The sequence below is a fragment of the Paenibacillus helianthi genome (genome assembly GCF_001909055.1).
GTDB classification, from domain to species: domain Bacteria; phylum Bacillota; class Bacilli; order Paenibacillales; family Paenibacillaceae; genus Paenibacillus_AQ; species Paenibacillus_AQ helianthi.
In genome coordinates this window covers 113,461-125,465 of record NZ_LVWI01000025.1, presented here as the reverse complement: position 1 = coordinate 125,465, position 12,005 = coordinate 113,461, and the positions used below count along the sequence as shown (strand labels likewise).

8 protein-coding genes and 1 other annotated feature are annotated in these 12,005 nt (G+C 53.1%); of the genes, 6 read left to right on the top strand and 2 right to left on the bottom strand.

Annotated elements, in window-relative coordinates; all coding sequences use genetic code 11:
* The first annotated feature begins 197 nt into the window (after positions 1 to 197).
* From A3844_RS32720 to A3844_RS07210, 4 genes are all read left to right on the top strand, one after another.
* Entirely contained in the window at positions 198 to 506 is a 309-nt protein-coding gene (locus tag A3844_RS32720) for a hypothetical protein (RefSeq protein WP_167374643.1), read from the top strand.
* 143 nt (positions 507 to 649) lie between these two features.
* Positions 650 to 934, top strand: a binding site (T-box leader).
* Positions 935 to 999: 65 nt separating this feature from the next.
* Positions 1,000 to 2,034, top strand: coding sequence for a phenylalanine--tRNA ligase subunit alpha (gene pheS, locus A3844_RS07225; protein WP_074084678.1), 1,035 nt, complete (start codon positions 1,000 to 1,002; stop codon positions 2,032 to 2,034).
* 349 nt (positions 2,035 to 2,383) lie between these two features.
* Positions 2,384 to 4,828, top strand: a complete 2,445-nt coding sequence (gene pheT, locus A3844_RS07215) for a phenylalanine--tRNA ligase subunit beta (protein ID WP_074107019.1) — start codon at positions 2,384 to 2,386, stop codon at positions 4,826 to 4,828.
* A 203-nt stretch (positions 4,829 to 5,031) separates the two neighbouring features.
* Entirely contained in the window at positions 5,032 to 7,197 is a 2,166-nt protein-coding gene (locus A3844_RS07210) for a cell division protein ZapA (RefSeq protein WP_244169717.1), read from the top strand.
* 101 nt (positions 7,198 to 7,298) lie between these two features.
* On the opposite strand, the gene A3844_RS07205 is transcribed toward A3844_RS07210, so the two are convergent.
* Positions 7,299 to 7,691, bottom strand: coding sequence for a cupredoxin domain-containing protein (locus A3844_RS07205; RefSeq protein WP_074084675.1), 393 nt, complete (start codon positions 7,689 to 7,691; stop codon positions 7,299 to 7,301).
* A 290-nt stretch (positions 7,692 to 7,981) separates the two neighbouring features.
* On the opposite strand from A3844_RS07205, the gene A3844_RS07200 reads away from it, so the two are divergent.
* Positions 7,982 to 9,028, top strand: a complete 1,047-nt coding sequence (locus A3844_RS07200; protein ID WP_143192029.1) for a GGDEF domain-containing protein — start codon at positions 7,982 to 7,984, stop codon at positions 9,026 to 9,028.
* A gap of 83 nt (positions 9,029 to 9,111) precedes the next feature.
* Here A3844_RS07200 and A3844_RS07195 read toward each other — a convergent pair whose 3' ends face one another.
* The gene (locus tag A3844_RS07195; protein ID WP_074084673.1) at positions 9,112 to 9,459 is read right to left on the bottom strand and encodes a phage holin family protein; all 348 of its coding nucleotides are present in this window, start codon (positions 9,457 to 9,459) and stop codon (positions 9,112 to 9,114) included.
* 152 nt (positions 9,460 to 9,611) lie between these two features.
* Here A3844_RS07195 and A3844_RS07190 point away from each other — a divergent pair, with 152 nt between their 5' ends.
* Complete coding sequence (locus tag A3844_RS07190) at positions 9,612 to 11,978, top strand: endonuclease MutS2 (protein ID WP_074102945.1); 2,367 nt, start codon at positions 9,612 to 9,614, stop codon at positions 11,976 to 11,978.
* Positions 11,979 to 12,005 lie beyond the last annotated feature (27 nt).

The window sequence follows — 12,005 nt, the reverse complement described above, 5'->3', positions numbered from 1 at the left end:
ATGTATAGCCTGCTTCCTACTAGATATTCCAGCCCTTGAGTCCTATTACCCAACTTTACCGGAAACGATACCCTCTCTGATTAATAATCCGCAGAGAAGGGTCCAAGGCCATAGGCATAACGCAGCATTTCAGGCAAAAAAAGTCGGAAGTCTCCCAAAAAGTGCCATAAACCTCCAAAAAAGAGGCTTGCGGCTGTATGTCTGTCGTAAACATGGGTAAAACCAACTATAGTCTATTCATTGCGCAGGGCGTAGATAGGGCACATTCTTGCCGCTTTGTTTGCAGGCATCATTTCAAAGACAATACCGGTAAACCAAGAGAACAGGAAAGAGATGATCACCATGTTCCAGGAGGTGGCGACATTCATTGGGGCAGAAGAAGTCAGATCACTCCGCTTCACGCTAAGTACGGTGCCGAGCTTGATGGAGCAGCATGGATAGTGTGGGAATTTCCGTTGCAGCAGCTGCTGCTGTGGCTGTATTTGAAGCTGCAGAAGCGATCCTGAAATACCCCTTGAAGCTTAAGGGAAGCTTAAAAGAAGAAAAAAACTGGCCTGAAATTGTCCGGCTTGTCAAACCGGCTAATTTTGCATATAATAAATAAACATATCTTCTAAGCAGAAGATGGATTGATTCAGCAGCATCCATGATAAATGCAGTGATGGAGAAGAGTACGCAGTGCCTGGCTTACAGGGAGGAGACGCCGTGGATTGAGAGCGTTTCTAGGAAGCAGAGCTGCCGAAGTTCACTCCGGAGCAGTTCCTTGAATTTCTTTCAAGCCATGCTTGATGGAGAGCGTAGGGGAAACCGGCGGCAGACCGTTATTTCTGCTAAAGTGAGACAGGTCTTAGTCATGCCGAAAGCAGAACAATGCTATTGGGGATGTCATCAGACAGTCTAACAAGGGTGGTACCACGGTCTTTTCGTCCCTTACCGGGAGGAAAGGCCTTTTTTTGTTGCAAAAAGGACAACACCATGATAAGGGGGCAGTACACGGCCATGAAAGAAAAGCTTGAAGCATTGAAGGTCGAAGCGTTAGCGAAGCTGAAGGAAGTTACCGATCCGCAGGTTCTGAATGATTTGCGTGTAAAGTACTTGGGTAAAAAAGGCGAACTTACAGAGGTTCTGCGTGGTATGGGCGGGCTCAGCGCGGAGGAGCGCCCGGTGATCGGCCAGGTAGCCAATCTGGTGCGGGGCGCCATTGAGGAAATTATCGAAAACAAACAAGAGGCCTTCCAGCAGCAGGAGACCCAAAACCGCCTGAATGCGGAAAAAGTGGATGTAACCCTGCCGGGCCGCAGTCTGCCGCAAGGCGGAATTCATCCGCTTAGCCGGGTGGTTCAGGAGATCGAGGATATTTTCATTGGCATGGGCTACCGGGTGGCGGAAGGGCCAGAGGTGGAAACGGATTACTATAACTTTGAAGCGCTCAACCTGCCGAAGAACCATCCGGCCCGTGATATGCAGGATTCCTTCTATTTGACGGAGGATATCCTCATGCGCACGCAGACCTCACCGGTACAGGTTCGCACCATGCAGGCCATGAAGGGCGAAGCCCCTGTCAAAATCATCTGTCCCGGCAAGGTATTCCGCCGCGATGATGATGATGCGACCCACTCCTTCCAGTTCCATCAGGTTGAAGGTCTGGTGATTGACCGCCATATCCGCATGAGCGATCTGAAGGGCACGCTGCAGCAGTTTGCCCAAGAAATGTTCGGGCCTCACGCGGGCATCCGCCTGCGTCCAAGCTTCTTCCCGTTCACCGAGCCGAGTGTTGAGGTGGATGTAAGCTGCTTCAAATGTGGTGGAGACGGCTGCCGTCTGTGCAAGCAGAGCGGTTGGCTGGAAATCCTGGGCGCCGGCATGGTTCACCCGAACGTGCTGGAAATGGGCGGCTATGATCCTGCGGAGTACAGCGGCTTCGCCTTCGGTATGGGTGTCGAACGGATAGCGATGCTGAAGTACGGTATCGATGACATCCGTCATTTCTACACGAATGATATGGCTTTTGTGAAGCAGTTCAAGGGGATTTAGATTTTTGGCGGGTAAGAGGCTGGGCGGGGAATGGGAGGCGTTTTGGATTTGGGTTCCGATTTCGGATTCATAAAAAGGACTATTAAAAAAGGAACGGAGAGAAAATTTGGAACTGGAGAAGCGCCAGCGTTCGCCTTTATCCTCGGATTTCTACCGCGAGAAGCGGTTCAAATCATGAAATCTGAGGATAACAGCGATCGGAAGTCCAAATGTTTATCGCAGTGACTGCATTAATAGGAACTTTAGAAGAAGGAATTGCAGAGCCAAGTCCTTAACAGACTTCTCTCGGCGCAGTAAGCAAATCCGGCACGTAGATAAATACATCTGAAACAAAAGGAAGTGTGCGAACATGAAAGTATCAACCTCCTGGCTCACGGAATATATATCGCTTGAGGGCGTTACCGCAGATGAGCTGGCAGAGAAAATTACGACCGCCGGCATCGAGATTGACGGTGTGGAGCGCCGCAACAAAGGCCTTTCCGGCATAGTGGTCGGCTATGTCAAATCGAAAGAAAAGCATCCTGACGCCGATAAGCTGAATGTATGCATTGTAGATGCAGGACAAGACGAGGATCTGCAGATTGTCTGCGGAGCCAAGAACGTGGCCGCTGGACAAAAGGTTCCTGTAGCACTGGTGGGTGCCAAGCTGCCTGGTCTGGATATCAAAAAAGCCAAGCTTCGCGGCGTATTGTCGCAGGGGATGATCTGTTCTGCCAAGGAACTGGGGCTGAACGATAAATTGTTGCCCAAGGAACTGCAGGAGGGCATTCTGGTGCTGCCTGAGGACACCGAAATCGGTCAGGACATTCTGAAGGTGCTGGATCTGAATGATGAAGTTCTCGACTTCGATCTGACGCCTAACCGTTCAGACTGTCTAAGCATGATTGGTGCCGCCTACGAAGTAAGCGCAATTCTCGGACGTGAGCTTAAGCTGCCTGATCCGGCAGCTGATCTGGTAGAATCGGGCGGCTCAGCCTCCGACTCCATCTCTGTCCGGATAGAAGACGAAGACTACTGCACGCATTATTCGGTGCGCTACATTGCAGGAGTGAAGACTGCGCCATCCCCGCTCTGGATTCAGAACCGCCTGATGGCTGCGGGGGTTCGTCCGATTAATAACATCGTAGACATCACTAACTATGTGATGATGGAGTACGGACAGCCGCTGCATGCATTTGACGGCGACAAAGTGGAAGGCAGCGTACTGAGTGTGCGTTTTGCCAAGGACGGCGAGATTTTAACCACGCTTGACGGACAGGAGCGCAAGCTGGAGCCGCAAATGCTGGTTATTGCCGATGGGGTGAAGGCTGTGGGTCTGGCCGGAGTCATGGGCGGACTGCAGACTGAAGTAACAGATGAAACCATCAATATTGTACTGGAATCGGCCAAGTTCGACGGCGGGACGATCCGCAAAACCTCACGTCAGCTGGGTCTGCGCTCCGAAGCTTCTCTGCGCTTCGAGAAAGAAGTCGATCCGAATGCCGTGATCTCTGCATTGAACCGCGCAGCTTCCCTGATTGCCCGATATGCCGGAGGTTCTGTGCACGAGAATATTGTGCAGGCAGGGACGGAGACTGCGGAAGAGAAGGTGCTCACCTTATCCCTGGAGAAGCTTAACCGTTATCTCGGCACAGAACTGTCACTGCTGGAAGTGAAGACTTTGTTCAGCCGTCTGCACTTCAAGTGCGGAGATGCGGGACAGGGGCTCGTAGAGGTGCAGATTCCGACAAGACGCGGCGATATCAGCTATGATGTCGATCTGATTGAAGAAATCGCCCGGTTATACGGCTATGACAATATCCCTACAACTTTGATTGAGGGTGTGACTACACCTGGAGCACTGACCAGCAAGCAGTCCCAGCGCCGTGAACTGCGCCGTCTGCTGGCACATGGGGGCTATCAGGAGGTTATGGGGTATTCCTTCATTCAGCCGGAGCAAAGTAAGCTTTTCCCGGCGCTTGCTGAAGGCAAGCTTTCTGTCAAACTGGCGATGCCGATGAGCGAGGACCGCAGTGTACTGCGCACTAGTCTGATTCCACAGCTGCTGGAAATCGCCCGCTACAACACGAACCGCCGTCAAAGTGATCTGGCGCTGTTCGAAATCGGGAATGTGTTCTTCACAGACGAAGATCAGCTCACCCGCCAGCCCCGTGAGCTGCCGGTGCTGGGACTTCTGCTGAGTGGAAGCCGTGCATCCAAGCAATGGAATGTAGCCGTGCAACCTGTGGACTTCTTCGACCTGAAGGGTGCGCTGGAAACTATATTTAACCACTTGGGCCTTGCGGACAGCGTGGTTTATGAAGGCGATGCTCCTGAGGATTACCACCCGGGCCGTTCGGCTTCGATATACTTGCAGGGTACTGAAGGCCGAGTGAAGCTGGGAACGCTTGGACAGCTCCACCCAGAGCTGCAGCGCGGGCTGGATCTGGAAGATACCTACGTGGCCGAGCTGCTGCTTCAGCCGCTCTACAGCAACGCACGCACCAATATACAGTACACTGAGCTGCAGCGCTTCCCGGGCATGGAGCGGGATATCGCCGTTGTGGTGGATTCTGCAGTGCCTGCAGGTCACCTGCTGGCTTCCATCCGTGAGAACGGCGGAACTCTGCTGCAGAATGTTCAGGTATTTGATGTGTACACGGGAGGCAAGATGGAGAGTGGCAAGAAGAGCGTGGCCATTTCACTGCTCTACCGCCATACCGATCATACCCTGACCGACGAAGAGGTTGTAGAAGTGCATGATAGGGTCGTATCAGCACTTCAGCAAACTTTTGGCGCAGAATTAAGAAAGTAGCAGGAATTGTGCAAAGCCGCAGCGAATCCATTTACAAACGGAGTTCGCTGCGGTTTTTTTCTAACCCTTGGGGCTACGGCGGCTACCGGCAGAATCTATGAAATGTACGGCTTTTTGGCAAAAGAGAATAAATGACGCTACAATAGGAGCAGGGATACCAGCTTAGAATCAGCACACATACAAAGGAGGGCACAACTGTGGCTATGGACCGGACTCGTGTCGCCGTGGAGATATATGGAACATCTTATAAACTTGTAGGAAGCAGCACTGAATATATGAAACAGGTTGCCCGCTATGTAGACGAGCATATGCGCGCAATCTCCAAATCACATTCCCAGTTGGATACCCCGCGGATCGCGGTGCTTGCTGCTGTACATATGGCAGAGCAGGCCATTCAGGTGCAAGACTTTAAGAATGAGCTGAATATGCTGACCGGAGAGCGTACGGAGCTACGTGTAGAAGTCACACGCCTTACAGAAGCGCAGAAGGAACGGCAGGAAGAGTACGAACGGATGGAGGCAGCAGCCAAGGAGGAGGCTGCCCGTCTGATTGCCGCTGCCGAAGAGGAGCGCAGGCGGCACCTGGAGATTCAGGAGCAGGAGCGGAAGCTGCATGCCGAGGCGCTGCTGGAAGCGGAGACGGCAGCAACGGCTGCCCGCGAGCAACTAGCTGAAGAGCTTAAGGCGCGCGAAGCAGAGCTGTTGACCCTGCGCGAGAGCTATGAGCAGGAGCAGACTGCAGCCCGTGAGAGCCGCCGGCAGGAGCTTGCTGCCGCTGAGGCGGCCCGTCTGCAGCAGCTGGAAGAACTGAAAGCTGCTCACCTCAAGGAGCTGCAGACCCTGAGCGAGACATTGGAGCGGGAGAAGGCGGAAACCCTATCCCAGCTTGAAGTGGAGCTCACCCAGACCCGGGAGTCGCTCGGTGGCGAGATTGTGGAGATCCGCTCATCACTCAGCAAGGAGCTGGCGGAGACCAAGTCCGCACTGGAGAAGGAGCTCACAGAGGAGCGCGAGGCGCTTCAGAAGGAGCTTGCCAAGAATAAGGAACTGCGGCAGTCGCAAGGCACGCAGGAGCATCGGCATAAGCAGCAAGTACTGGAGCTGGAGAAACAGCTTGGCGAGCTTCGCGGCGGCACCGGGCAGCTGCAGTCCAGGCTGCGTGCAGCCGAAGCTGGCCTGAAGGGCGAGCGTGATTCCCGCATGACACTGCTGGCTCAATATGAAGCGGTGCTGTTGCGCGAAGAACAGCTGACAGAAGAGCTTCGTACCGCAGCACAGCAGGGAACACTGCAGCTCGAGGAGCTGGAGAATCTGCGTGAACGTCATGAGGCCGCGCAGAACGAAGCGGCAGGGCTTAGAGCTTCGCTGCAGGAAACTGCGGATAGCCTGAGCCGGGTTCAGGAAGAACTGCGTTCTGCTAATGAACTCGGAGACCTGCTCAGTGACGAACTGGGAGAGCTGCGCCAGCGTTATGAGGCGAAGCAGGAAGAAGCTTCAACGCTCCGCGAGTCCCTCGGTGAAGCCAAGGCCAGCCTGCATCAACTGCAAGGTCAGTTCACCCAGTCCGCAGCGGAAGCGGCAGACTGGAAAGAACTTGCCGACAAGCATATGGAGGCTATCGGGGAGCTGGAGATGAAGCTGCTGGAAGCGGAAGAGAAGTCTTTGGCTCTGCAGCGTGAGATCGATACACTGCGGGGGCAAGCGGACGGCATGGTGCAGCAGCTTGACCGTGAATCCGGACTGCGGGCCGAGGCAGAAACCGAGAGCCGTCAGCATCGCGAAGAAGCCGAAGCCTCCCGCAAGGAGCTGGCAGCGCTGCGTGGACGTTATGAGGAGCTCATTGCGCAGTATGATGAGGTGCTGCAGGACGGTGAGCAGCTGAAAGAAAAATACGAGCTTCTGGAGGCCGAAGGTGAAGAAAATGCCCGCCGTCTGGAAGAGCTGTATGAGGCCGGGCGGGAAGCCGCCGCTGCGGCGGTGGAACAGCAGGAAGCTCTGCGGGAAACCCGCGAGGTGGAAGCCTCATGGAAGCGCAAATACGAGGAGCTTCAGCAGAGTCAGAGGCTGTGGAACGAGACGGAAGCTCAGCTGCGTGAGGAGATTGAGATTTGGGAGCAGGAAGCCGGACAGGCCGAAGCGAAAACGGACTCCATGAGCCGGGAGTATGCACAAGTGCAGCAGCAGCTTGCTGAGATCGGCGGGAACTATGAGCTGGTTCAGGGCCAATTGCGCCTGGTTCAGGCACAGTTTGAACTGCGGCAAGGCGAGCTGGACAAGCTGTCGGAGGAGCATCGCAGACTTCAGGCGGAATATGCCAAGCTCCAGCGTGAATATAATGAATGGATTCAACTGATCGAACAGGACAGTTGAATGGCGGACGCATGAAAAGGCGGGCCCCAGGCAGTAAGATTGCCTGGGGCCCGCCTTTTATATGCATGCCCTAATATAGATTGACTGTATGAACATGGCTGTTACTCTACGATCACCTGAGCGCTCATCCCGCTGTGGCCCGAGCCACACATGATCGCGCAGGTCATTTCGAACGTTCCGGCTTCATCCGGGACAATAACCCGGGAGGCATCTTTGCCATCCAGCCGCAGATTCAGCTCCGGAATCAGAATGCCGTGATTACCGCTCTCATTTTTAAAAATAATCTTTACCGGAACCCCTTTTTTCAGATGGTACGTCTTTTGATCAAAACTGTAGTTCGCTGCTGTAATGATGAGTTCTTCTTTTGCCGTAATTCCGGCATCAGCCGTTTCATTCTGGGAAGTTGCGTCGTTGGTGTTACTGCTTGTTCCTCCGCAGGCGGACAGTACTAGCAGCAAACCGATGGACAGTAGAATGGTAAATCTCCGGATCATCTTCATCCTCCTCCAGGAATAGTGGTGAGCCTTGCGTGCCCCTAGCATAGCTTAATTGGGCCAAGAAGTCTTGGAAAATCAATGGAAAACTTCCTTCCCGCAAGCAAACTCCAAACTTTGTCGAAATTTGCAAAAAAATGATGCAAAAAAGTTTAAAATTCATTATACTTAAAGCAATTATATTATAGCTTGAGAAGTAGGGGATCCACATTAATTTAGCCCAAATTTCACTGAATACGGAGAAATGGCACCGTAAAATATTGACCGGATATTGGATTATTGTCTTTTTCATGCTGGTAGCCCAGCTGTTATTTGTTTTGTCGGATTCTGCGGTTGAGGTCCGAACGGTCCTAATTCCGACTAAAGGGCATCTGTTCATCGGCTGCAATCTCATGATTCTTATAGCCATGATGACAGCGGAAATGTGGCTCCGGTCCACTTTGCTGTATCACAAGCAGGTGGTGGTCGTGTGCGGGTTCATTGTGTCTTATCTTATGTATTTTGTCCTTGAGCCCTTTGTGGATGGAGCGCAGATGACACTTATGCTGCCTATAATGATAGCTCTTATTTATTTTGACCAGAGGCTTCTGGGTGTGCTGGGTGCATTCAGCTTGCTGTTCTATGGTGGAATTTACTTCGGGCTGGAGCGGAGAATGCTGGAGAAGCCATTGCTGGAGTTTTTGATGGTGGAGTGTGTGTTTATCGTGTTTGTTGCCATGACTCAGGCTGTCATTATCCGGGCCCGCGAGGTGCGTGAGCATCTGGAGCAGTTGACCAAGTCTGAACAGGGACTTTTGGTGGAACGGGCGATCTCGGACAAGCTGCTCAAGATTGACGCTCTGACTGGACTTTACAACCATAAGACCTTTCATGAATATCTGGTTTCGCTGCTGGAGCAGTGTGAGAGCAACGGCCTCAGGCTGCAGCTGGCGTTGTTCGATATCGATAATTTTAAGCGGGTCAACGATACCTATGGTCATTGGGTTGGGGACCTTGTGCTCAAGGAGGTTGCGGCGAAGGTCGGCAGCCTGATTGGTTTGAATGATTTTGCGGCCCGCTATGGCGGGGAAGAGTTTGCGGTGATCTTTACAGATAAAAGCTTACAAGAGGCCTACGCTGCGGCTGAAGAGCTGCGGCTGAACATTGCGGCGATGGAGCATCCCTATGCTGGCGGCAAGCCAATTACAGTCAGTATCGGGTTATGTGACTACCAGCTCGGGGACGGGAAAGAAGTGCTTTTCCGCAAAACAGACCATGCCCTATATGCCGCCAAGCGTACCGGTAAAAATGCGGTAGTCACTGCATCTATGAACGATAATATCCTGTCTTATGCATAAGTTAATACAATAAACCCCCTGATTCCGCTATAATTCCGGAGTAGGGGGTTTCGTGTCTGCAGTAAGACCAGCAGATTTCTTCTTTATTTTGCAGCTTCAAACGGTGTGGAGACCGGCAGGAACAAGTCGATGATGCCTATGACCAGTGCTGCCAGAAGCGCTCCCAGCACGGTGACGCTGACACCGCTCACGATGAATTGGGCGATCCAGATGACCAGTGCACTAACGAGAAAACCGACGATGCCGCGGCCGAAGGGCGTTGTTTTTTTGCCGAAGATGCCCTCAATGACCCAGCCGAGCAGTGCAATGACTAGCGCAAGAATAAGCGCACTCCAGAAACCGCCAATCGTGAACTGCGGGACAATCCAGCCAACCACCAGCAGCACGATTGCTGCCACGATAAAACGGACCACATGACCTAAAAATCTCACTGAACTAACCTCCTTTGGCCTTCGCATAAGGATATGTGCAGTTGTTATTGTGGCCTGCATCTGATTTTCTATTCCTGAAAACTTACCCAAATAGCGAAACCCGGCTGAATTAGGTATAATGTAACCATCTATGAAGGGAGCTGTGACTGTAATTGGACGACAAAATTTTGCATACGCTTGAATATCGCAAGATTTTAAATAAATTGGCGCAATATACGCAGACCCCGATGGGACGGCTGCTGGCGGAAAGCCTCAAGCCTTCCGGTGATTTTGAAGCTGTGAAAAAGCTGCTGCAGGCTACGGACGAAGCGGCGAATGTAGACCGGCTGAAAGGCATTCCTTCCTTCGGCGGCATAACGGACATCAAAATGGCCCTGAAACGTGCCTCTATTGGAGGAATGCTGGGAACCAGCGAGCTCCTTTCTGTTGGCAATACTATCGGCGGTGCACGCAGAGTCAAGCGGTTTCTGGCGGCGATGCATGAAGATGAGACCATCACCCTTTTGTTCGCACAAAGTGATCTGCTGTCAGAACAGAAGCATGTTGAGGATGCCATCCGCAGCTGTATCGACGAGAATGCCGATGTGCTGGACACTGCCAGCCCTGAGCTGGCCACCATCCGCCGTGAGCTGCGCGGAGGCGAGACCCGAATCCGCGAGAAGCTGGATTCTATGATCCGCTCTTCCTCCGTTGCCAAAATGCTGCAGGATCAGCTTGTGACGATTCGTGGTGACCGTTTCGTCATTCCGGTCAAAGCGGAATACCGTGCTCATTTCGGCGGAATTGTGCATGACCAGTCTGGCTCCGGTGCCACGCTCTTTATCGAACCGGAATCCATTGTGGCCATGAACAACAAGCTGCGTGAAACCCGGCTGCGTGAGGAGCGGGAGATTGAGATCATCCTGCACCGGCTAACTGCTCTCGTTGGCGATATTGCTGAGGAAATGGCCTATGACGTGGATATTCTGGGCGAGCTGGACTTCATTTTTGCCAAGGCGCGTCTGGCCCGTGATATGAAGGCGACCCAGCCCCGCATGAATGACCGGGGCTACCTCAAGCTGCGCAAGGGACGGCATCCGCTGATTCCGGCAGAGCAGGTGGTACCGCTGGATGTCGAGCTTGGCAACCACTATAGCTCAATCATCGTGACCGGCCCCAATACAGGCGGTAAGACGGTCACGCTGAAGACCATCGGCCTGCTCAGCCTGATGTCGATGTCGGGATTGTTCATCCCGGCGGAGGAAGGCAGCCAAATGTGTGTATTTGATGCGATTTATGCCGATATTGGCGATGAGCAGAGTATTGAGCAGAGCCTTAGTACCTTCTCCAGCCATATGACTAATATTATTTCCATTCTGCGCAGAATGACTCCAAAAAGTCTGATTCTTCTGGATGAAGTGGGTGCGGGTACCGACCCTGCCGAAGGCTCTGCCCTGGCCATTGCCATTCTGGAGAATATTCACCGGACCGAATGCCGGATGGTGGCCACTACGCATTACAGTGAGCTGAAAGCCTATGCTTACGAACGCAAAGGTCTTATCAATGCCAGCATGGAGTTTGATGTACAGAGTCTTAGTCCTACCTACCGGCTGCTAATCGGTGTACCGGGACGAAGCAATGCGTTCGCCATTGCCGAGCGTCTCGGTATGCCAAACGCCATACTTGAGCATGCACGCGGTGAGGTTAAGGAAGAGGACCTGCGCGTCGAGCACATGATTGCTTCGCTGGAAGAGAACCGTCTTGGGGCAGAGAACGAGCGTGAACGTGCTGAAGTGGTCCGCCGTGAAGCGGAGGAATTCCGCAACCGGCAGCAACAGGAGCTGGAGAAGCTTGAGAGCCAGCGTGATAAGCGGCTGGAGAAGGCGGAGAAGGACGCCAGCGCGATCCTCGACAAGGCACGCAAGGAAGCCGAACAGATCATCGGTGATCTGCGCCGGCTCGCTATGGAGGAAGGAGCTTCGGTTAAGGAGCATAAGCTCATTGAAGCCCGCCGCCGTCTGGATGAAGCGGAACCTGCGCCCCGTAAGAAGACCGTTGCCCGCAGCAACGTCAAGGCGCCAAGAAAAATTCAGCCAGGCGATGAAGTTAAGGTGCAGAATGTGAACCAGAAGGGCTATGTTGTTGAACTTAGCGGTCCTAAGGAAGCCATTGTACAGTTTGGGATTATGAAGATGAAGGTCAACCTGGAGGATCTGGAATTCCTGTCCTCCGCACCGGATTCCCCATCTCCTGCACTCCGCCGTGCAACTACGGTCAAGCGCACCCGTGATGAGAATATCCGCAGTGAGCTGGACCTGCGCGGCACAAATCTGGAAGAGGCGATTATGGAGACAGACCGCTTCATTGACGAGGCTTTTCTCGGCAATTTAGGGCAAATCTCCATTATTCACGGCAAGGGCACCGGCGTACTGCGCACCGGCATTCAGGAATATCTGCGCAAGCATAAGCATGTGAAGAGCTACCGGCTGGGGAATTATAACGAAGGCGGCGCGGGTGTAACCGTGGCTGAACTGGAATAGCGGCTGGAGTCCAGCAGAAAGAGGGAG

Excerpts from the sequence above, each read along its gene's own strand:
- A3844_RS32720 (WP_167374643.1), top strand. The coding sequence starts at position 198 with ATGTCTGTCGTAAACATGGGTAAAACCAACTATAGTCTATTCATTGCG.
- pheS (WP_074084678.1), top strand. The coding sequence starts at position 1,000 with ATGAAAGAAAAGCTTGAAGCATTGAAGGTCGAAGCGTTAGCGAAGCTG.
- pheT (WP_074107019.1), top strand. The coding sequence starts at position 2,384 with ATGAAAGTATCAACCTCCTGGCTCACGGAATATATATCGCTTGAGGGC.
- A3844_RS07210 (WP_244169717.1), top strand. The coding sequence starts at position 5,032 with ATGGACCGGACTCGTGTCGCCGTGGAGATATATGGAACATCTTATAAA.
- A3844_RS07205 (WP_074084675.1), bottom strand. The coding sequence starts at position 7,691 with ATGATCCGGAGATTTACCATTCTACTGTCCATCGGTTTGCTGCTAGTA.
- A3844_RS07200 (WP_143192029.1), top strand. The coding sequence starts at position 7,982 with ATGCTGGTAGCCCAGCTGTTATTTGTTTTGTCGGATTCTGCGGTTGAG.